Raw genomic sequence first — 21,026 nt, forward strand, 5'->3', positions numbered from 1 at the left:
CCAGCAGGCCGAGGCCTCGAATGAGTGCGGTCACAGGGCTTTCCATTCCAGCGGCAGCCATTGCCAATGGCCGTCGGGCTCGCTGCCTTCGGGCAAGGTCAGGGCGTATTTGCCGTAGCCGCCGAGCTTGCGCAGTTTGGGAATCAGGTAGGTTTGCGCGGCGTTGTAGAACACCGGCTCCATGTCTTGCGGCAGGCTGTCGAGGGTTTCCTGTTGCATCAGTTGCGCCATGGAATCCGGGCCGAAGTAGACCGGCATCAGCAGGTCTTTCGGCACCACGTCGGCCATCGGCGGGAAGCGTTTGTCGAGGGTGCCGAGGGCCTTGTCCACGAGCTTGTCGTCGAGGGAGAACAGCAGCGTCGAACCGTGGCGTGCCAGGCTGACTTTCATGAACGCCTTGCCGGTGATCGCGTCCGGCTGCTCGGCATCCTTGGCCTTGTAAGGACCGAAGTTGGAGCTGACCTGACGCTGCCATTGGTGGGTTGGGCCTTCCTGTTTCTCGATCACCGGGAACGCGTGCTCTTCGACGTTGCCTTCGTAGGCACCGACCATCGAGCCGAACAGGTTGCCCAGATCGCCGTCGAGTTTGGCGCTGTCATCATCGTTCAGGCTGGCCACCAGCAACGGCGTGTACAACCGCGAATCGGCGTACCAGCACAGGCCGGCGGCACCGGCCATGTGTTCGGTCAGGACCTGGGCCACAGACTCGTCAGCGCCAAGTTTCACCAGCAGCGGTTTCTGTTGTTCGGCAGCGAGCGGCAAGGCGACGCAGGCGCTGGCGCCCATGGGCATGGCTTGCCAGATCGGCTTGAAATCGAAGTCCGGCTGGTCGTCCAGTTCGTCCATGGCGAGGAAGCTGTGCCAGCCCTTGTCGTCCATGTCGAAACGCAGGCCGGCGAAGTTCGGGATGAAACGCTGGTATCCCATGGCCAGGACGCTGGAATTCACTGAGAGACGTTGCTTCACCTCTGGCGCGCGGGGTGGCAGGCCGAAGGCTTCGGGGAAGAGTTTCTGGCCGCCGAGCAGTGCTTCCAACGATTCAGTCGACACCATGCCGGGTTCGTCGACCGGACCGTGGCCGGCCTCATACAGCTTGGCCGGATTGGACAGCACCACCAGTTTGTCGCCATGAGAGGCGAACAGCAGCGCTTTACTGTGGTTGTAGGTGAGTTGATAAAGCGGCACCACATCGCCGGCAACCTTGATTTCAGCCAATTGGGTCAACTGCGAATCATCCAGCGCCACTTTGGCCAGCGGCTCCAGCACCTTGGCCAGTCCACCGCGATCCATCACCAACAAAAAGTCTTTCAGGCGACCATCCGCCCCACGCCACAGCGCCACATCCGCCGGCTGATCAAACAGCTGCTCAATCAAACTGTCCTGCAACTTCAGGTCATGTTCGTAAATGATCCGCCGCAGACTGCCGATCAAACCGAGACGATCCGCATGCGCTTCATAATAGAAGACGAAATCTTCGGTCAGGGTTTCCTTAAGGAACGGCACCGCCAGCAAGTCCTTGGGCAATTGGCTCAAGGAATGGGTTTCGAGCAGACCGTCCGGCCGGCTCATGCCCAGTTTGTCGCTGGCCAACGCCGCCGGGGGCGCCTTGGGTTTGTGCATGAACCAGCCCAACCCGGCCGCAACGCCGACCACCAGGGCCAGGCCGACCAGCAGCGCCGGCCAGCGGCGAGGAGTTTTGGCTGCAGGCGTTTCGGCGGCCGGAGAAACAGTGTTATCGCTCATGTTCACAAAACCCGATGTCATCCGTGGAGCGGGATGCTTAATAGTTGAAAGTCTTGACCAGCAGCAGGTCACCGATGGCCCGCAGGGGCACGATGAAGGTCTCGCGTTTTTCGTCGACGGTGTTTTCGTTGAGCACCAGGTTGATCTGCGAGGTGATCACCTCGTTCTGGTTGCTGGTCTCATCGAAGTTATAGCCGCCACTGCCGAAGTTGCCCCAATAGTTCACGTAAACCAGATAGGTGCCATGCATCGGCGCGGTCATGGTGAACATTTCCGGACCGGGACCATCGACGCCGTCCGGGTCCAGACCGCCGCCGTTGCTCATCGCCGGGCGAGCCCAGAACGCGTGCTGTCCGTCGGGGGTAATGATGTGCAGGTCGAGTTCGGCTTTCGGGTCATCCCAGCCCAGCACCACGCGAATCCGCGCCGGGGTGCGCAGGTTGTTGGCTTCATAGAATTGAACGCGCTTGAGCGATTGGCCTTCAGAGCTGCGCACTTCGACGCTGTTGGAACCGGCGCCGAACGCATACGGCCGGGCGAAACGCCCTTGGTCGTCGGTATACAGATTCAGAGGATTGCCGTTGACGGCCAGGGTGTGCGGCCCTCGCTGAGTGCCGATGGCCTTGAGCTGGCCCTGGATCATCGTGCGATTGCGCTGCACACCGCGATCGATCGGTGGCGTGGGATAGGCGACTTGAGGATTTTCACTGCGGTCCAGCAGGCCGGAATAACGCCAGCCACCCACCGGTTCCGACACCTCGGCCGAAGGCTCGGCCAACGCCGCGCTCGCGCAGACGAGCCCCATCAGCAATAGAAGAAATGAACGCATGTGACGCCTCCTGCCATGCATAACGAAACCTTGCGCCCGATCCTCGGCGCGTTACAGATCCAAAAACTGCGTTTCGTCAGAAAGACCCATGACTTTCGGGTCGTAGAAGGCGCGAAGATTAGCCATTCGGCGGTTTTTTAACAATCGGATACATCTATATTTGCGGTGGGATTCACGCTAGCAGGTGGACGGTGAGCCGAATTGGCGTCATATTCGGCTCACAATATGAGCCGAATAACGTTTCTATTCGGCTCACCCACACCAAGAGCACCGAGTTCATGGCACCTCACTGGATCTGGCAGCAGCCCGATTGGCCGAATTTCAACTGGCAAGCCGAGCGCCTGACACCGCTATTGCGCGAGTGCGTGCAGGCCCAAGGTCGGTTGATGGGCATGGCCAGCTCAGTGGGCAGTTCGCTGAGCGCTCAGAGCGAACTGGATGCACTGTTGCAGAACATCGTGACTTCATCCGCCATTGAGGGTGAGCAGCTGAATGTAGGTTCGGTTCGCTCGTCATTGGCGCGGCGGTTGGGGCTGGAGCTGGTCGATGGCAACAATGTCAGCCAGCGCAGTGAAGGGCTGGCGCAATTGATGCTCGACGCCACTCAGCATTTCGCTGAACCGCTGACGTTGGAGCGATTACTCGATTGGCACGAATGGCTGTTTCCCGAGCAAGAGACCGATCTCGCTGCCCGACCGATCCGTGTCGGCGCATTACGTGGCGATGACCCGATGCAAGTGGTGTCCGGGCAACTGGACAGACCAACCGTTCACTTCGAAGCCCCGCCTCGTCAGGGCCTTGAGCGACAGCTCGACACCTTCCTCACCTGGTTTACCGCCAGCCGAAATCAGGCGGGACTCGACCCATTACTGCGGGCCGGCATCGCGCACTTCTGGTTTGTCACTCTGCACCCTTTCGACGATGGCAACGGGCGCCTGACGCGCACGATCACCGATCTGGCTTTGGCTCAGGGTGAAGACCAAGCCATCCGCTTCTATGCCATGTCGGCGAGCATTCTCGAAGACCGGTCCGGCTATTATCGAGTGCTCGAAACCTGCCAGAAAGCCACTCTGGATATCACCGAGTGGCTGGAATGGTTTCTGCAAACCCTGCTGCGCAGCTTGCAACAGGCCATGGCCCGGATCGAGAGCGTGCTGGGCAAGGCGCGTTTCTGGCAGGCGCATCGGGAGTCAGAGTTGTCTGCGGAACAGACCAAAGTACTGAATCGCTTGCTTGATGGCGGGGAGCGCGGCTTTGTGGATGGCATTAGCGCAGCACAGTATCAGGCCGTGGCGAAGGTATCCAAAGCTACCGCAACCCGTCATCTGGCCGAGTTGTTGGAGAAAGGATGCCTCATACGTCTGCCCGGTGGCGGTCGCAGTACTCGATACCAGATCAACTACTCCGATGTCTCACCACTTTAATTGAACCAAACCGCGATCTGTAGAGTGTGTTGCTGCTGAAACCAGTGGCCGAAACACCCGGCCCATTTGCCCATACCCCCCATGTCTGCTAGTGTCGCGCCGGTTTAACGTCAACCGGAAATAGCCGCCATGGCCCGCAAAAAAGCTGCACTGGATTTCGAACAATCTCTCGCTGACCTGCAAACGCTGGTGGAGCGTCTGGAGAACGGCGAATTGTCGCTGGAAGACTCGCTGACGGCTTTCGAGCAAGGCATCGGTCTGACCCGCGATTGCCAGGCGGCGCTGGCCCAGGCCGAGCAAAAGGTTCAGGTGCTGCTCGAGCGTGATGGCGAGCTGGCCGAGGAACCCTTCGAAGCGGATCAGCCAGAATGATTGCAGCGTATTCGGCGACCAGCCAGGCCCGCGTCAATGCTGCACTGGAAACCCTGTTCAACGCGCCGAGCCCTGAGCTCGCGCGTCTGTACGCGGCCATGCGCTACAGCGTGATGAATGGCGGCAAACGGGTCCGCCCGCTGCTGGCCTACGCTGCGTGCGAAGCGCTGGGCGGCAAGGCTGAGCACGCCAACGGCGCGGCGTGCGCGGTGGAGTTGATTCACGCTTATTCCCTGGTGCATGACGATTTGCCGGCCATGGACGACGATGATCTGCGTCGCGGCCAGCCGACCACTCACAAAAAATTCGATGAAGCCTGCGCAATTCTGGCCGGTGACGGCTTGCAGAGCCTGGCCTTCAGCGCCCTGCTTGATCCGCGCCTGAGCACCTCGGACGCTGAAATCCGTCTGCAAATGGTCAGCGCTCTCGCATTGGCCGCGGGCCCGGCAGGCATGGTCGGCGGTCAGGCCATCGACCTCGGCTCGGTCGGTCTGAAACTCGATCAAAAAGCCCTCGAAACCATGCACCGGCACAAGACCGGCGCGCTGATCGAGGTCAGCGTCAAACTCGGCGCCCTGGCCAGCGGCCGTGCCGAGAAGGACGAACTGAAGTCTTTGCAGACTTATGCACAGGCCATCGGCCTGGCGTTCCAGGTGCAGGACGACATTCTCGACGTCGAAAGCGATACCGAAACCCTCGGCAAACGCCAGGGCGCCGACATCGCACGCGACAAGCCGACCTACCCGGCCCTGCTCGGACTCGATGCTGCCAAGGCCTACGCCCTAGAACTGCGCGATCAAGCCCTGCATGCGCTGCGACCGTTTGACGCGGCAGCCGAGCCATTGCGCGATTTGGCCCGCTACATCGTCGACCGGCGCAGCTGACGGCGTATCCGCCAAGTTAAAACCAACGCGTGGGCAGGGGGCGATGCATCAGGTAAACTGCCGCATCTTTTATACCTATAACGATTCGCCTGATGCCCACGACGTTTCATGAGATTCCCCGCAAGCGCCCGACCACGCCCCTGCTCGACCGTGCCAACACGCCGGACGGCCTGCGCCGGTTAGGCGAAGCCGAGCTGGAAACCCTGGCAGATGAGTTGCGCCTGGAATTGCTCTACACGGTCGGTCAGACCGGCGGGCATTTCGGTGCCGGCCTGGGCGTCATCGAATTGACCATCGCGTTGCATTACGTCTTCGACACCCCGGACGACCGGCTGGTGTGGGACGTGGGTCATCAGGCCTATCCGCACAAAATCCTCACCGGCCGTCGCGGGCGCATGGGCACCCTGCGCCAGAAGGACGGCGTCGCGGCCTTCCCGCGTCGTTCCGAGAGCGAGTACGACACCTTTGGTGTCGGACACTCCAGCACCTCGATCAGCGCAGCGCTGGGCATGGCCATTGCCGCCCGCCTGCAAAACAGTGATCGCAAGGCGATCGCCGTGATCGGCGATGGCGCACTGACCGCCGGCATGGCCTTCGAGGCGCTGAACCATGCGCCGGAAGTGGACGCCAACATGCTGGTGATCCTCAACGACAACGACATGTCGATCTCGCGCAACGTCGGCGGGCTGTCGAACTATCTGGCGAAAATCCTTTCCAGCCGCACTTACGCGAGCATGCGTGAAGGCAGCAAAAAGGTCCTGTCACGCCTGCCCGGCGCTTGGGAAATCGCTCGTCGCACCGAAGAATATGCCAAAGGCATGCTGGTGCCCGGCACGCTGTTTGAAGAGCTGGGCTGGAACTACATCGGCCCGATCGATGGCCACGATCTGCCGACCCTGATCGCCACCCTGCGCAACATGCGTGATCTCAAAGGCCCGCAGTTCCTGCACGTCGTCACCAAGAAAGGCAAAGGCTTCGCCCCGGCAGAAGTCGACCCGATCGGTTACCACGCGATCACCAAACTCGAGCCGCTGGACGCTCCGGCCGCCGCGCCGAAGAAAGCTGGCGGACCGAAGTATTCCGGTGTGTTCGGTGAATGGCTCTGCGACATGGCCGCGTCGGATCCGCGTTTGGTGGGCATCACTCCAGCGATGAAAGAAGGCTCCGATCTGGTGGCTTTCAGCGAGCGTTTCCCGCTGCGCTATTTCGATGTGGCGATTGCTGAGCAACACGCTGTGACCCTCGCTGCCGGCATGGCCTGCGAAGGCGCGAAACCGGTGGTGGCGATTTATTCGACGTTCCTGCAACGTGGCTACGATCAATTGATTCATGACGTCGCGGTGCAAAACCTCGACGTGCTGTTTGCCATCGACCGCGCGGGTCTGGTGGGCGAAGACGGCCCGACTCACGCGGGCAGCTTCGACCTGTCGTTCCTGCGCTGCATCCCCGGCATGCTGGTGATGACCCCGAGCGACGAAAACGAACTGCGCAAAATGCTCACCACCGGCCACCTGTTCAACGGCCCGGCGGCGGTGCGTTATCCGCGCGGCTCTGGCCCGAACGCGACGATCGAGAAAAACCTCGAACCGATCGAAATCGGCAAGGGCGTGGTTCGTCGTCAGGGCAGCAAAGTCGCCTTGCTGGTGTTCGGCGTGCAACTGGCCGAGGCGCTGAAAGTCGCCGAGACGCTGGATGCAACCGTGGTCGACATGCGTTTCGTCAAACCGCTCGATGAAGCACTGGTTCGCGATATCGCCAGCAGCCACGAACTGCTGGTGACCATCGAAGAGAACGCGATCATGGGCGGTGCCGGTGGCGCCGTCAGCGAGTTTCTCGCCCGCGAAAACATCCTCAAGTCGATGCTGCACCTGGGCTTGCCGGACAGTTACGTCGAGCACGCCAAGCCTGCGCAAATGCTGGCCGAATGCGGGCTGGATGAGGCCGGGATCGAGGCTTCGGTGCGTGAGCGGTTGCAACTGCTGAGCCTCTAAAGACACATACAAAAACCCCTTGTGGGAGCGGCGGTGCGGCGATGGATTACCGATGAAACTCTCCCGCCTCGCCCTGACGCTGACCCTGCTGCCGGCCGGCCAACTGCTGGCCGACACCTTCGAACGCGACCAGGCCCTGAAGCTTCCCGACGTGCTGATCAGCGCCAACCGTCAGGTCGAAGCGCGCAATGACAGCAGCGCCGCCAACACCGTGTTCACCCGCGAAGACATTGATCGCCTGCAACCGAGCAGCGTGACTGACTTGCTGCGTCGTGTGCCGGGTGTGCAGGTCGGACAAACCGGCGGGCGCGGGAGTCTGCCGGGGATTTACATTCGCGGAACCAAGTCGGCCCAAAGCCTGGTGCTGGTCGACGGCCAGCGCATCGGCAACTCCACCTCCGGCGACAGCAACCTGCAACACATCAACATCGAACAGGTCGAGCGCGTGGAAGTGCTGCGCGGTTCCCGCTCGGTGATTTATGGCAGCGATGCGATTGGCGGGGTGATCCAGATCTTCACCCGTCGCGGCGACGAGCAAGGCCTGCAACCGCGAATGCACGTGGGCTTTGGCAGCAACCAGACGTGGGAACGCAGCCTCGGGCTGTCCGGCGGCGACGAGCAAACTCGCTTCAATCTGGGCGCCAGCCTCGATGAGACCGCCGGGATCAATCGCACCCATGAGTCGTACCCGAGCGATGGCGATCACGATGAGTATCGCAACAAGTCGTTGAGTCTGAGCCTGAGTCACGCACTCACCGATGACATCGAAATCGGTGCCAACCTGCTGGATAACCGTGGCAAAAGCGCATTCGACAACCCTTTCGGCCGCTTCGATAGCACCACTTTCGAATCGGTCCAGCAGCAGCCTTACAACGAGTTCACCGTGAGCAGCCTCAGCAGTTACATCGATGCGTGCATCAACGACCTGTGGAAAACCCGCGTTGAATTCGGCCACAGCGAAAACCGCGAGAAAACTTTGGACAAGCTCAGTGACGAACGCAGCGTGTTCAACACGTATCGCGACTCGGTGAACTGGCAGAACGACCTGACCCTCGACGAGCGCAACAGCCTGATCCTCGGCGGCGACTGGTACGAGGACCGGATCAACAGCAGCACGCCATTCGACGAGGACAGCCGCTGGAACCGTGCCGCGTTCATTCAGCATCATTACCAGGCGGACAGCTTCTCCACCGAACTGGGCCTGCGCCGGGACCAGAACCAGCAGTTCGGCAGCCAGAACAGCTGGAGCGGCACCTTCACCCTGCCGCTGAATCCGGACAACGATGTGCTGCTGACCTACAGCGAAGGTTTCCGCGCACCGACGTTCAATGATCTGTATTACCCCGACTTCAGTAATCCGGATCTGAAACCCGAGACGTCGAAAAGCTATGAGCTGCAGTGGCGCAGTCAACTGACCGACACCGCTCGCCTTGAAGCTTCTCTGTACCGGACCGACCTGGAAGACGCGATTATTTTCGGCAGCAACTCACGGCCGCAGAACGTGGCCTCGGCACGCATCAACGGATTCGAAGCGGCCTTGAAACAGGAACTGTTCGGCTGGCAGAGCAACCTCGGCGTGGCGATCATCGACCCGCGGGATCGCGACAGCGGTCACACCCTGGCTCGTCGCGCGCGGCGGACCTTGAGCCTGGATCTGGATCGGCAGTTCGACCGGCTAGGGCTCGGCGCCAGCTGGCAAGCGGTGAGCAGCAGCTATGACGATGAGAACAATCAGCAGCCGTTGGGCGGGTACGCGTTGCTCGGGTTGCGCAGCAGTTGGGAATTGAATCGCGAGATCAAGCTTGAGCTGAAGGTCGATAACCTGCTGGACAAGGGATATAGCCGGGCACTGTACAGTCATGACGGCAGTCAGTATGGGTATCGAGAGGAAGGTCGGGCGTGGATGTTTGGGGTGACGTGGACGCCAGAACTCTGACCCGAAATTAGTAGTGTTCGGGCGGGCCTCTTCGCGAGCAAGCCCGCTCCCACAGGGGTTTTGTGTCGCTCACAAATCAAATGTGGGAGCGGGCTTGCTCGCGAAGCAGGCACCTCGGTCTCACCGGTCGGGTGCAATCACCTGGCACAACTTGGCCGTCGCTTCGATCATCTGCCCACTCGGCCGCTCCAGACCTTTATCCGTCACCAACAGCAATTGCCCCTGCGCCACTGCCGCCACCTGCGACCACGACTTCCACGCATCGAGCTGCGCCTGGTCACTGGCCAGAATCACGTCTGGATTACGCTGCAATACCGCCTCAATACTGACCTGCGGCGCCGGCAGGGTCAGGTCGGCAAACACATTGCGCGCCCCGCATACTTCAAGCGCATCGCTGATGATCTGCCCGCCACCAACGGTGTACAGCGGCCGATCCCAGACCTGATAAAACACCCGCAATGGCACATCCCGACGATAACGCTGGCGCAGCGAATCCAGTCGCTGACGCAAATTTTCAACCAATGAAACGCCACGCTCCGGACGGCCGAGCTGTGAGGCAATCGCCTCAATCTGCGACGTGAGTTGTTCGAGGTTGTGGGGTTCGGCAACGTAGGTCGGGATGTTCAACCGCTTGAGCTGTTCACGCTGGGCCGGGCCAACGCTGCCGGGCCAGAGCAACAGCAGATCGGGTTTGAGACTGAGCAGCTGTTCCATGTCCAGCTGACCGTAGCGGCCAACCGAAGGAAGGTCTTTGAGCTCGGCAGGACGCTCACCGGCATCCAGCACACCCACCAGCAGGTCCGCAGAACCCAGTTCAACAACGATTTCAGAGAGCGACGGCGCGAGGCTGACAACGCGTTCGACCGCAACCGCCGGGCCACTGACGGCCAGCAACAAAACCGCCAGCCAGACGGGTCGCATCAGCCGAGTTGACGCGGAATACGGTAGAGGTAAAACAGCACCAGGGTCGACAGCGCCAGCAGCATCAACGGTACGGCTTCGAGGCCGACGAATACCGCCAGCGCGCCGATCCAGGCCGGCAGCCCGGCAGCCAGGAACGCCGTGCGACGCTTGGCAGCCAGGGCGATCCAGGCAGCAGGTTCTTCAGGGGTATCGAGGGCTTTTTGAGTGGCGATCAACGCGTGCTTGTAGCCGCCAAAGAATTTCAGGCTGACAAACATCGAAGCCACACCGGCGATGAACAACGGCATCGCCAGCACCGGCAGGATCGCCTCGCTCTGGCCAAAAACGCCGTTGATCACGAACAGCGGCACCAAGGCCAGCGCCAGATATTGCCACCAATTGACGGACAGTCGCCGCCGAACCTGACCGCGGGTCACGCCCGGTCAGCCTCACCCTGATGCTCGTTGCCCATCATGTGGTCGAGCTTACTGGCCTTGGTGGCCAGGTAGAGTTTGTTGTGCGGGTTGTGGCCGGTGTGCAGCGGCACGCGCTCGGCGACCACGATGCCCATGTCGGTCAAAGCTTTGACCTTGCGTGGGTTATTGGTCATCAGACGCAGGGATTTCACGCCCAGGTGCTCCAGCATCGGCAGGCACATGGCGTAGTCACGTTGGTCGGCGGCAAAGCCCAGACGCTCGTTGGCTTCAACGGTATCGGCGCCGCCATCCTGCAATTCATAGGCGCGGATCTTGTTCAGCAGGCCAATGCCGCGGCCTTCTTGACGCAAGTACAGCAACACGCCACGACCTTCACGGGCGATGGCCTGCAAGGCAGCCTCGAGTTGCGAGCCGCAGTCGCAACGCTGGCTGAACAAGGCATCGCCGGTCAGGCATTCGGAGTGCAACCGGCCGAGTACCGGGGCACCGTCGGCGAACTCACCCAGGCTCAGCACAACGTGCTCGCGCCCGTTTTCTTCATCGAGAAAGCCGTGCATGGTGAATTGCGCAAAAGGCGTTGGCAGCTTGGAAGCGGCGACAAAAACGACAGGCACCGGTGTGCTCCTGATCAATAAGTACTGGAGATTCGCAGACGCGGCATTGTAACAGCACGTTCCGACAGACGCTTAGGCTGAATTATGGGGCATAACAATCAAAAAGTTAGATATCGGCCCTGCTGTCGACCGTGTGGGAGCGGGCTTGCTCGCGAATGCGGTATGTCAGCCGGCATCAATGTTAACTGATACACCGCATTCGCGAGCAAGCCCGCTCCCACATTGACCGTGTTCAGTTTGAGTCAAATGGATAGGGTTGTTTCCAGCGCTCGAAGATCGGTTTCAGCTGGCCGCTTTTCACCAGTTGTTCCATGCGCTGATCGAACAGCGCCATCAGGGTGCGAGCCTTGGGGGTCTTGGCAAAGCACAGATACAGCGGCAACTCCGCGATGTGGGTGCGACGGAACTGCGACGGATCCTTGGCCCATTTGAGGACATAGTCGACCTCGGTCAGCGCGTCGATGTAAAAGTCGGCGCGATTGTGGGTCAACATCGACAAAATCCCGGTACGCCGCAGTACTTCGTTATAGCGGCGGACGTTGGGCAGGTAATCCTGATAGTCGTAGCCGCGGACCCAGGCCAGTCGATAGTTGCCCAGGGTTTCCGGGGTCGGCGCGGGGTTGCTGGCCAGGCCCAAGGCATAGATGTGATCGGTATCGAAGTTCCAGCGCGGATAGAGTAGATCGCTGGACTCATCAAGATAGGAGCCGACGCAGGCATCCACTTCGCCGCGCTGGGCCAGGCCCATGGAGCGGACGTAGGGTTCGCTGCGGATGTCCAGTTTGACCCCCGCCGGCTCGAAGACTTCCCGCAACACGTCCCAGCCCAGACCATGGCCATCGGCGGCGGTGTAGTCTTCCCAGTCTTCGCTGGCCAGATGAATCACCGACGGCGTTGTGCCCTCGTCACTCGCCTGGGCGAGCGAGCAAAACATCGCGAAAATCATCAAAGCCAACCAGCGTCGAGCCATCCCTAGTCCCCTGTTTTGCCCGTCAGGCAAAAATCCATACCAGCCCTTGCATCCCCAACCAAGCAAACACCCCGGCCAATACGTCATCGAGCATGATCCCGACGCCGCCATGCACATGCCGGTCGATCCAGCGAATCGGCCACGGCTTGAGGATGTCGAAGAAGCGGAACATCAAAAACCCCGCCAGCAACCAGTACCAACCTTCCGGCACCAGCCACAAGGTAATCCACATCCCGACCATTTCATCCCAGACGATGCCTTCGTGGTCGTGCACCCGCAAATCGTCGGCGACCTTGCCGCACAGCCAGAAGCCAAACAGCATGGTGATGCCGAGCATCAGCCAGTAACCCCAGTCGGGCAGCATCTGCCACAACGGGATAAAGGGTAGCGCAACTAACGACCCCCAGGTGCCCGGTGCTTTTGGCAAGGTGCCCGAACCGAAGCCGAACGCCAGGAAATGCCACGGATTGCGCCAGACCGAGGGCGGTACGAATTCCGCCGGGACCTGTTTGGGATGATCTGTCACGGTGTCTCCCGAAAATGTTGATAACCCCGGGTTTGCGGGGTGATGTCTTGTCCATCAGCGTCCAGCAGCACCACGCCCTGCCCCGTCACAACACGGCCGACCACATGGATCGGCCAGCCATCGGCCACCAATTTCGGCAACTCGACGGACGGCAAGGTAAAGGCCAGCACGTAATCATCACCGCCGCTCAGGGCCGCTTTTTCGGCACCCGACTGGCCGAGGAAGGCGACTAAAGCGTTCGATAATGGCAGCTTGCCCCGTTCAACCTGAATGCCGACCTGTGACGCGAGGGCAATATGCCCGCAGTCCGCGAGCAGGCCGTCGGAGATGTCCAGCGCCGAGGTGGCTTTGCCGCGTAGCGCCTGGCCCAACGCGAGTTGCGGCTGCGGCGACCAGTAATGTGCGAGCAACGGATCGGCGATGGTGGCTTCAGCCGTCCGCTGACCGAGCACCAGCGGCAATGCCCCCGCCGCGTTACCCAGTTCACCGCCAACGCACAGCAAATCGCCTGGCTGCGCACCGCTGCGGGTCAACGCCTGACCGGTCGGCACACGACCGAACACGGTCATCGTCAGGCTCAACGGCCCACGGGTGGTATCACCGCCCACCAGCGCCACACCGCAGCGTTGCGCCATGAGGTTCAAACCACGGGCATAGGCGTCCAGCCAATAGGCGGTCACCGTCGGTAAAGTCAGGGCAAGGGTAAAGGCAACCGGAGTGGCGCCCATGGCAGCCAGATCGCTGACGGCCACGGCCAGTGAACGCTGACCGAGCAGAAACGGGTCGCAAGGATCTGCGAAATGCACACCGGCAACCAGTGTGTCGGTGGAAATCGCCAACTGCTCCCCGGGGGGAACAGCCAGCAAGGCGCAATCATCACCGATCCCAAGGGCAACGCCTTCGCCGCCTTGCGCACAAGGCGCGGCGGCGAAGAAATTGCGGATCAGCTCAAACTCGCCCATTGGGTGTCCTGTCTCACCAATACTGTTCATTTTTTAGCGGCGTCTGGTGTCGCCATACTGCGTTGCCGCTCCTCGCCATAGCCAGCTATGACTCGTCGCGGCGCCTTGTCTGGCAACACCAGCCACTCGCTAAAAAACGAACGTATCGGCGAGACAGGACACTGCAAGCGCGAATCAGCGCTTGAACGCCTTCACTTCAGCTTCACGCAGACGCGGGGCCAGCTTGTCGAGTACACCGTTGACGAACTTGTGGCCGTCGGTGGAACCGAAGACTTTCGCCAGCTCGATACCTTCGTTGATCACAACGCGGTACGGCACGTCGACGCGCTTGAGCAGTTCCCAGGTCGACAGGCGCAGAACGGCCAGTTCAACCGGGTCCAGCTCTTCGATGGTGATGTCCAGGCACGGCGTCAGTGCAGCGTCGATCTCAGGCTTGTGAGCCGGAACGCCGTGCAGGATGTCGTGAAAGTAAGCGGCATCGACATCGCTGAAATCGTTATCGACCCGGAACTGCGCTTCGATCTCGTTCAAAGATTGCTTGGCCATGTGCCATTGGTACAGCGCCTGAGTCGCGAGCTGACGGGCTTCGCGACGCTTGACGCTTTTCGATGGCTTGCCGGCATCCGCAGGCTTTGGATCGCGCGGGTTGAAACGATCGCTTTCGTCGCTAATCACTTGGCCTCCAACTGCGCCAGCAGGCTGACCATTTCCAGAGCGGACAGGGCAGCTTCAGCACCTTTGTTACCGGCCTTGGTGCCGGAACGTTCGATGGCTTGCTCGATGGAATCAACGGTCAGCACGCCAAATGCGACTGGAACGCCGAACTCCATGGACACCTGGGCCAGGCCCTTGGTGCATTCGCCAGCCACGTATTCGAAGTGCGGAGTACCGCCACGAATGACCGCGCCCAGGGCGATGATTGCCGCGTATTCGCCCTTCTGAGCGACTTTCTGCGCAACCAGCGGGATTTCGAAGGCGCCAGGTGCGCGGATGATGGTGATGTCGCTTTCGCTCACGCCGTGGCGAACCAGGGCATCAACTGCACCGCTGACCAGACTTTCAACGACGAAGCTGTTGAAACGGCCTACTACCAAAGCGTAGCGGCCTTTAGGGGCGATGAAGGTACCTTCGATGGTCTTCAGGGTCATTCGTTAGATCTCTTAAAGAGCCGGGACGCGTTTTCTACGCGTCCCTCAGTGATGTGTTAACCGCGAATCAAGGACTGGAAACAACCGGTCATTAATCGGAGGGCACGTATTCTACAACTTCCAGATCGAAACCGGATATCGCATTAAATTTCATTGGCGCACTCATCAGGCGCATTTTGCGCACGCCCAGGTCCCGAAGGATCTGCGAACCGGCACCGACAATGCTGTAGGTGGTCGGTTTTTTCGCCGGTACGTGCTCCGCGGTTTCGCGGATGTGCGCCAGCAAGACGTCGCCATCGAGCGGGTGACCGAGCAACAGCACCACACCGCTGCCAGCCTCGGCAACCGCGGCCATCGCGGCGCGCAGGCTCCAGCGACCGGGTTGCTTGACCATCAACAGGTCGCGCAGCGGGTCCATGTTGTGCACCCGAACCAGTGTCGGTTCTTCGGCGCACACGGTGCCCAGGGTCAGGGCCATGTGCACGTCGCCTTCCACTGAATCACGATAGGTCACCAGGTTGAATTGGCCCAGTTCGCTGTCCAGCGGCTGCTCGGCAATCCGCTGAACGGTACGTTCGTGGATCATCCGGTAGTGAATCAGGTCGGCGATGGTGCCGATCTTGATGTTGTGTTCGGCAGCAAACGTTTCCAGTTCCGCGCGGCGGGACATGGTGCCGTCGTCGTTCATCACTTCGCAGATCACGCCGCTTGGCTCGAAACCGGCCATGCGCGCCAGGTCGCACGCCGCTTCGGTGTGGCCGGCGCGAGCGAGGGTGCCGCCAGCCTGGGCCATCAGCGGGAAGATGTGGCCGGGGCTGACGATGTCTTCAGCCTTGGCGTCTTTCGCGGCAGCGGCCTGCACGGTGCGCGCACGGTCAGCAGCAGAGATGCCTGTGGTCACGCCGGTGGCCGCTTCGATGGACACGGTGAACTTGGTGCCGAAGCCGGAACCGTTGCGCGGTGCCATCAAGGGCAGCTTCAGCAGTTCGCAGCGCTCGCGGCTCATCGGCATGCAGATCAGGCCACGGGCGTGCTTGGCCATGAAGTTGATGTGTTCTGGCTGGCAGCACTCGGCGGCCATGATCAGGTCGCCTTCGTTCTCGCGATCTTCGTCATCCATGAGGATGACCATCTTGCCTTGGCGGATGTCTTCAACCAGTTCTTCGATGCTATTGAGCGCCACAAGGCACCCCCCTTCTTTCGAAATTTGAGCTTCAGGATTTGAGGTAGCCGTTTTGGGCCAGAAAGCTTTCGGTGATGTTACTGGACGTAGGCTCTGCGGCCTTATCGCCCAACAACAGGCGTTCCAGATAACGTGCCAGCAAGTCAACTTCAAGATTCACCCGGCGACCTGGCTGGTAAGACGCCATGATGGTTTCGCTCAGGGTGTGCGGAATGATCGTCAGCAGGAACTCGGCGCCATCGACCGCGTTCACGGTCAGGCTGGTGCCGTCGACGGTGATCGAGCCTTTATGGGCGATGTACTTGGCCAGTTCTTTCGGCGCGCGGATGCGGAACTCCACCGCGCGAGCATTCTCGGTACGGGCAACCACTTCGCCCACGCCATCGACATGGCCGCTGACCAGATGCCCGCCGAGGCGAGTGGTAGGAGTCAGGGCTTTTTCCAGGTTGACCGGGCTGCCGCTTTTCAGATCATTCATGGCGGTGCAGTCGAGGGTTTCGCGGCTGACGTCCGCCGCAAAGCCGTTGCCTGGCAACTCAACCGCGGTCAGGCACACGCCGTTGACCGCGATGCTGTCGCCCAGTTTGACGTCGCTCAGATCGAGCTTGCCGGTTTCTACGTGTACCCGCACATCTCCGCCTTTTGGGGTCAATGCACGAATACTGCCGATGGATTCGATGATGCCGGTAAACATGGAGTCCTCCTCGAGAACAGGGCCGTCGCGTGGCGCAGGCCCGGAATTATACGCTCGCCGCTGGCGAAGGAATGGCGATGACTCGCCAGTCATCGCCAACCGCGCGAATTTCGGTGATTTTGAGTTCAGGCGCATCCTTCATTTGCGCGAGCGGCCAATCCAGCAGCGGACGCGCAGACGAACCTAAAAACTTGCCAGCGATGAAAATCTGGAATTCGTCCACCAGCCCTTGCTGAGCGAAAGCCCCGGCCAGACGCGGCCCTGCTTCGACCAACACTTCATTGACCCCACGGGCGGCCAGTTCGACCAGCAGCTTACGCAGGTCGACCAGGCCATCCTCGCCCGCCACGATCAGGCATTCCGGGCCGTTGGCGTATTGCTCTTCGATCGCCATGCACGTGGCGACCAATGCAGGCCCGGCCTTGAAGAACGGTGCATCCAGCGGCACCCGCAGGCGGCCATCAATCAGCACGCGAAGCGGCGGACGGCTCATGGCCAGGGCAGTTTGCTCAAGATCCAGGCCCAGCTCATCGGCACGCACAGTGAGACGGGCGTTGTCTGCCAGCACCGTGTCGGCGCCGGTCAGCACCACGCTGGCCTGAGCGCGCAGGCGTTGTACCGCCGAACGCGCCGCAGGACCGGTGATCCATTGGCTTTCGCCGCTCTCCATCGCCGTGCGACCGTCGAGGCTCATGGCCAACTTGACCCGCACGAACGGCACGCCGTGCTCCATGCGCTTGAGGAAACCTTCGTTGAGCTTGCGCGCTTCGCCTTCCAGCACGCCGCTTTCGGTAGCGATGCCGGCCTGGGCCAGGCGCTGCATGCCACGACCGGCAACCGATGGGTTGGGGTCTTGCATCGCCGCGACGACCCGAGCCACACCGGCATGTACCAGCGCATCGGCGCAAGGCGGTGTATGTCCGTGGTGACTACAAGGTTCAAGGGTCACGTAAGCGGTGGCGCCTCGCGCCTTATCGCCAGCGGCGCGCAGGGCGTGGACTTCGGCGTGGGGTTCGCCGGTGCGCACGTGCCAGCCTTCACCGACAATCTGCCCGTTCCGCACGATCACGCAGCCCACCCGAGGGTTGGGGTGTGTCGTGTAATGACCTTTGCGCGCCAGTTCCAGCGCGCGGGCCATGTAATGGGCGTCGAGGATGGCTTGTTCGGAAGAGGTGGTCATTCTTTCACCGGCTCACGGGCCAGGCGATCGATCTCTTCGCGGAACTCGTTGAGGTCCTGGAAGCGCCGATACACGGAGGCGAAACGAATGTAGGCGACTTCGTCGAGCTTTTGCAGCTCGGCCATCACCAGTTCACCGACGACAAGGGATTTAACCTCTCGCTCACCGGTGGCGCGCAGTTTGTGTTTGATGTGCACCAGCGACGATTCCAGGCGCTCGACACTCACCGGGCGCTTCTCCAGCGCACGCTGCATGCCGGCGCGGAGTTTTTCTTCGTCGAACGGCTGGCGGCTGCCGTCGGTTTTGATCAGGCGCGGCAACACCAGTTCGGCCGTCTCGAACGTCGTGAAACGCTCGCCGCAGGCCAGGCATTCACGCCGGCGGCGTACCTGTTCGCCCTCGGCGACCAGACGCGAGTCGATGACCTTGGTGTCGTTGGCACCGCAGAAGGGACAGTGCATGGTGGCAGGCAACAAAAAAAGGGAGGGCCATGGTAGCGCATCCCCGTGGCAAGACAAGCCATAGGGTTTGCGGTATACAGACGGGCTATAGAGCTAGATCCATGGATTTCACCTTGCTGGAGCCGAAAATGTCCCTAAGACCGCTCGTTTTGCTCAGTCTTTTCAGCCTGCTGGTGGCCTGCAGCAGCGATGCGCCCAAGCCCCAGCCGCCGACGCCAGGCCCCGCGCCACAACAGGCACAGAAGAAAGCCAAGGAATCGGCCAACCTCGGCCCGCTGCCCGCGTATCAGCGTGAATTGAGCGGCACGCTGCAAGGCGTGCCGGCCGACGCCGAAGTCGAACTGGCGCTGCTGGTGATCGATGACAAGGGCCGCCCGCAACAATTGCTCGCCAGTTCCAGCCTGATCGGCACCAATCAGATTTTGCCGTTTCACCTGCGATTCAACCCGGAATCCTTCCCGGTCGGTGCCCGCGTTGAACTGCGCGGCCGCGCCAGCCAGTCCGGCCAGCTGATTTTGCATCTGCCGTCGCAAGTCATCAGCCAGCCAACGACGCAAGTGCTGGGTCAGCTGCAATTCGTCAAAGCGCCATGATTGCACCGCTCGACCTGCAACAGGCACTGGGTGAGTTGCTCGGTGACGCACAACTGGTTGCCTGTGAATTGCCGGACACCGATCTGAAGCTTTGGCTGATCGACGGCGACAACATGGACCGCGCGTTCAGCCCGGAAGAAACCCGGCGGATTCTGCATGAGCCGCCCTATTGGAGTTTCTGCTGGGCCAGCGGCCTGGCGGTCGCCCGCTATCTCGCCGAATTCCCTGAGTGGGTCAAAGGCAAACGGGTGCTGGATTTCGGTGCCGGTTCCGGGGTGGCGGGGATCGCAGCAGTCAAGGCCGGAGCGCTGGAAGTGGTGGCCTGTGACCTCGACCCGCTGGCGATTGCCGCCTGTCGGGCGAATGCCGAACTCAATGACGTACACCTCAACTACTCAACGGACTTTTTCGCCGAAGCGGATCGCTTTGATCTGATTCTGGTGGCCGACGTGCTGTACGACCGGGCGAATCTGCCGTTGCTCGATGAATTCTTGAGTCGCGGCCAGCAAGCCCTGGTGGCCGATTCACGCGTGAGGGATTTTCGCCACCCGTTGTATCAACGCATCGAGATGCTGGAAGCGATGACCCTGCCCGATCTGGCCGAGCCCGAAGAGTTTCGGCATGTGAGCCTCTACCACGCGCGGCGCGCTTAAAAGCTTCGCGAGCAAGCCCGCTCCCACAGTTGACCGCATTCCCCTGTGGGAGCGGGCTTGCTCCGGGCGGCGTTCCGACGAAGGCGCCCTGTCAGCCAACACATCTCCAACGACCACACCGCTTCCGGCCAGCCCCCACCAAGTCGTATAGTTGCCCCATTCACGCTTTTACGAGATCCCCCATGAGTCAGGAAACGCCGTACATCTTCGACGCCACGACTGCCGATTTCGAGCAGTCGGTGATCGAGAACTCTTTCCACAAACCGGTGCTGGTGGATTTCTGGGCCGAATGGTGTGCGCCGTGCAAGGCGTTGATGCCGATGCTGCAGACCATCGCCGAGAGCTATCAGGGTGAGTTGCTGCTGGCCAAGGTCAACTGCGACGTCGAGCCGGACATTGTTTCGCGCTTCGGCATTCGCAGCCTGCCGACGGTGGTGCTGTTCAAGGACGGTCAGCCGGTGGATGGTTTCGCCGGTGCACAGCCGGAGTCCGCGGTGCGCGCCATGCTCGAACCTCACGTGCAAATGCCGCCACCGGCTGCTGCCGATCCGTTTGAGCAAGCTCAGGCGTTGTTCGATGACAACCGCTTTGCCGACGCCGAAGCCACACTGAAAGTGCTGCTGGGCGAAGACAACACCAATGCCAAGGCGCTGATCCTCTACGCCCGCTGCCTCACCGAACGTGGCGAGCTGGGCGAAGCGCAAATCGTGCTCGATGCGGTCACGAGCGATGAGCACAAAGCTGCCCTGGCAGGCGCCAAGGCGCAGATCCAGTTTCTCGGTCAGGCCAAGGACCTGCCGGATGCGGCAGACCTGAAAGCGCGCTTGGCGAAAAATCCGCAGGACGATGAAGCGGTTTATCAGCTGGCGATCCAGCAACTGGCCCGTCAGCAGTACGACGCGGCGCTGGATGCGTTGCTCAAGCTGTTCGTGCGCAATCGCAGCTACAGCGAAGGCTTGCCGCACAAGACCTTGCTGCAGGTGTTCGAACTGCTGGGCAACGATCACCCGCTGGTGACCACGTACCGCCGCAAGTTGTTTGCTGCGCTGTACTAACCTGCGTTGATCCAGCTGTAGAGCGGCGTATCCCCGCCGCTCGTCACCTTCACATCCGAGCAATGGCGCAGTCGCACCAACAGGCGTTTGCCCGACGCCGCGCTGCCGGTCAGTCCTTCCAACTGATCCAGCAAATCCGGCCCGCTCAATTGCCCGGCCTTACGCAGCAAATCCTTGGCGATCTGCCACAGCGCATCATCCTGATTGATCGGTTTTGCCGGCGCTGTACTGGCCTCCGGCGTCATCACCTGCAACTGCGCACCGAGCCGTGCCCAGTCGCCGTCATCCATCTCCAGCGTCAAATCCACCGGCCAGTCGCCGATGCTTCCGCGTATACGCAACATAAGTCTGCTCCTGCACATTTCTGACTTGCATGCTCCCATGTGACTTGCGCAACGCCAAGCAGGCGGTCAAACTCTCGGCACTTACGTTATAAGATTACATAACAAATTCTTCATTTTACTTTTC

The 21,026-nt window shown here is 61.0% G+C and carries 23 protein-coding genes; 8 read left to right on the plus strand and 15 right to left on the minus strand.

What is annotated here, in order from left to right; genetic code table 11:
• Positions 1-30: 30 nt before the first annotated feature.
• Both ASC74_RS20800 and ASC74_RS20805 read right to left on the minus strand, forming a co-directional pair.
• A complete protein-coding gene (locus tag ASC74_RS20800) occupies positions 31-1,743 on the minus strand; it encodes a DUF2138 domain-containing protein (protein ID WP_056743648.1) in 1,713 nt (570 codons plus the stop codon).
• A 37-nt stretch (positions 1,744-1,780) separates the two neighbouring features.
• A complete protein-coding gene (locus ASC74_RS20805) occupies positions 1,781-2,572 on the minus strand; it encodes a YfaP family protein (RefSeq protein ID WP_056743650.1) in 792 nt (263 codons plus the stop codon).
• A 278-nt stretch (positions 2,573-2,850) separates the two neighbouring features.
• Here ASC74_RS20805 and ASC74_RS20810 point away from each other — a divergent pair, with 278 nt between their 5' ends.
• The 5 genes from ASC74_RS20810 (at position 2,851) to ASC74_RS20830 (ending at position 9,179) form a co-directional block, all read left to right on the plus strand.
• Positions 2,851-3,996 (plus strand): Fic family protein, encoded by a 1,146-nt coding sequence (locus tag ASC74_RS20810; RefSeq protein ID WP_056743652.1) that lies wholly within the window; start codon positions 2,851-2,853, stop codon positions 3,994-3,996.
• A 129-nt stretch (positions 3,997-4,125) separates the two neighbouring features.
• On the plus strand, positions 4,126-4,368 hold the full coding sequence (locus ASC74_RS20815) for an exodeoxyribonuclease VII small subunit (protein ID WP_056743654.1): 243 nt from the start codon (positions 4,126-4,128) through the stop codon (positions 4,366-4,368).
• The gene (locus tag ASC74_RS20820) at positions 4,365-5,252 is read left to right on the plus strand and encodes a polyprenyl synthetase family protein (RefSeq protein ID WP_056743656.1); all 888 of its coding nucleotides are present in this window, start codon (positions 4,365-4,367) and stop codon (positions 5,250-5,252) included. Before ASC74_RS20815 ends, ASC74_RS20820 begins: the two co-directional genes overlap by 4 nt.
• Positions 5,253-5,344: 92 nt before the next feature.
• A complete protein-coding gene (gene dxs / locus ASC74_RS20825; RefSeq protein ID WP_056743658.1) occupies positions 5,345-7,243 on the plus strand; it encodes a 1-deoxy-D-xylulose-5-phosphate synthase in 1,899 nt (632 codons plus the stop codon).
• A 52-nt stretch (positions 7,244-7,295) separates the two neighbouring features.
• Positions 7,296-9,179, plus strand: a complete 1,884-nt coding sequence (locus ASC74_RS20830) for a TonB-dependent receptor domain-containing protein (RefSeq protein WP_056743660.1) — start codon at positions 7,296-7,298, stop codon at positions 9,177-9,179.
• A 120-nt stretch (positions 9,180-9,299) separates the two neighbouring features.
• Here the strand turns inward: ASC74_RS20830 and ASC74_RS20835 are convergent, their stop codons facing one another.
• The 12 genes from ASC74_RS20835 to nrdR all read right to left on the minus strand — a co-directional run bounded on the left by ASC74_RS20835 (position 9,300) and on the right by nrdR (position 18,257).
• A complete protein-coding gene (locus ASC74_RS20835; protein ID WP_056743662.1) occupies positions 9,300-10,100 on the minus strand; it encodes a cobalamin-binding protein in 801 nt (266 codons plus the stop codon).
• On the minus strand, positions 10,100-10,519 hold the full coding sequence (locus ASC74_RS20840) for a hypothetical protein (RefSeq protein WP_033059418.1): 420 nt from the start codon (positions 10,517-10,519) through the stop codon (positions 10,100-10,102). Before ASC74_RS20840 ends, ASC74_RS20835 begins: the two co-directional genes overlap by 1 nt.
• Entirely contained in the window at positions 10,516-11,133 is a 618-nt protein-coding gene (gene ribA, locus ASC74_RS20845; protein ID WP_027924335.1) for a GTP cyclohydrolase II, read from the minus strand. Before ribA ends, ASC74_RS20840 begins: the two co-directional genes overlap by 4 nt.
• A gap of 232 nt (positions 11,134-11,365) precedes the next feature.
• The gene (locus ASC74_RS20850) at positions 11,366-12,103 is read right to left on the minus strand and encodes a substrate-binding periplasmic protein (RefSeq protein WP_056743664.1); all 738 of its coding nucleotides are present in this window, start codon (positions 12,101-12,103) and stop codon (positions 11,366-11,368) included.
• A gap of 22 nt (positions 12,104-12,125) precedes the next feature.
• Positions 12,126-12,629 carry a phosphatidylglycerophosphatase A family protein gene (locus ASC74_RS20855; RefSeq protein ID WP_056743666.1) on the minus strand — a complete coding sequence of 168 codons (504 nt, stop codon included), beginning with the start codon at positions 12,627-12,629 and terminating at the stop codon, positions 12,126-12,128.
• Positions 12,626-13,591 (minus strand): thiamine-phosphate kinase, encoded by a 966-nt coding sequence (gene thiL, locus ASC74_RS20860; RefSeq protein WP_056743667.1) that lies wholly within the window; start codon positions 13,589-13,591, stop codon positions 12,626-12,628. The genes ASC74_RS20855 and thiL overlap by 4 nt, the downstream gene beginning before the upstream one ends.
• Before the next feature lie 174 nt (positions 13,592-13,765).
• Positions 13,766-14,266, minus strand: coding sequence for a transcription antitermination factor NusB (gene nusB, locus ASC74_RS20865; RefSeq protein WP_008153530.1), 501 nt, complete (start codon positions 14,264-14,266; stop codon positions 13,766-13,768).
• Positions 14,263-14,739 (minus strand): 6,7-dimethyl-8-ribityllumazine synthase, encoded by a 477-nt coding sequence (ribH, locus tag ASC74_RS20870; RefSeq protein ID WP_003185938.1) that lies wholly within the window; start codon positions 14,737-14,739, stop codon positions 14,263-14,265. The genes nusB and ribH overlap by 4 nt, the downstream gene beginning before the upstream one ends.
• A 91-nt stretch (positions 14,740-14,830) precedes the next feature.
• On the minus strand, positions 14,831-15,922 hold the full coding sequence (gene ribBA, locus ASC74_RS20875) for a bifunctional 3,4-dihydroxy-2-butanone-4-phosphate synthase/GTP cyclohydrolase II (RefSeq protein WP_056743669.1): 1,092 nt from the start codon (positions 15,920-15,922) through the stop codon (positions 14,831-14,833).
• A 31-nt stretch (positions 15,923-15,953) separates the two neighbouring features.
• Positions 15,954-16,616 carry a riboflavin synthase gene (locus tag ASC74_RS20880; RefSeq protein WP_046047353.1) on the minus strand — a complete coding sequence of 221 codons (663 nt, stop codon included), beginning with the start codon at positions 16,614-16,616 and terminating at the stop codon, positions 15,954-15,956.
• 46 nt (positions 16,617-16,662) lie between these two features.
• Positions 16,663-17,796 carry a bifunctional diaminohydroxyphosphoribosylaminopyrimidine deaminase/5-amino-6-(5-phosphoribosylamino)uracil reductase RibD gene (ribD, locus tag ASC74_RS20885; RefSeq protein ID WP_056743671.1) on the minus strand — a complete coding sequence of 378 codons (1,134 nt, stop codon included), beginning with the start codon at positions 17,794-17,796 and terminating at the stop codon, positions 16,663-16,665.
• Positions 17,793-18,257, minus strand: a complete 465-nt coding sequence (gene nrdR, locus ASC74_RS20890; protein ID WP_003228656.1) for a transcriptional regulator NrdR — start codon at positions 18,255-18,257, stop codon at positions 17,793-17,795. The genes ribD and nrdR overlap by 4 nt, the downstream gene beginning before the upstream one ends.
• A 128-nt stretch (positions 18,258-18,385) precedes the next feature.
• On the opposite strand from nrdR, the gene ASC74_RS20895 reads away from it, so the two are divergent.
• From ASC74_RS20895 to trxA, 3 genes are all read left to right on the plus strand, one after another.
• Complete coding sequence (locus ASC74_RS20895; protein WP_056743691.1) at positions 18,386-18,850, plus strand: hypothetical protein; 465 nt, start codon at positions 18,386-18,388, stop codon at positions 18,848-18,850.
• Positions 18,847-19,503, plus strand: coding sequence for a class I SAM-dependent methyltransferase (locus ASC74_RS20900; protein ID WP_046047351.1), 657 nt, complete (start codon positions 18,847-18,849; stop codon positions 19,501-19,503). Before ASC74_RS20895 ends, ASC74_RS20900 begins: the two co-directional genes overlap by 4 nt.
• A gap of 182 nt (positions 19,504-19,685) precedes the next feature.
• Positions 19,686-20,558 carry a thioredoxin gene (gene trxA, locus ASC74_RS20905; RefSeq protein ID WP_056743673.1) on the plus strand — a complete coding sequence of 291 codons (873 nt, stop codon included), beginning with the start codon at positions 19,686-19,688 and terminating at the stop codon, positions 20,556-20,558.
• Here trxA and ASC74_RS20910 read toward each other — a convergent pair.
• The gene (locus ASC74_RS20910) at positions 20,555-20,902 is read right to left on the minus strand and encodes a hypothetical protein (protein WP_056743675.1); all 348 of its coding nucleotides are present in this window, start codon (positions 20,900-20,902) and stop codon (positions 20,555-20,557) included. The genes trxA and ASC74_RS20910 overlap by 4 nt on opposite strands.
• Positions 20,903-21,026 lie beyond the last annotated feature (124 nt).

The organism is Pseudomonas sp. Root329 (assembly GCF_001424925.1).
In the GTDB taxonomy this organism is placed as follows: Bacteria; Pseudomonadota; Gammaproteobacteria; order Pseudomonadales; family Pseudomonadaceae; genus Aquipseudomonas; species Aquipseudomonas arabinosi.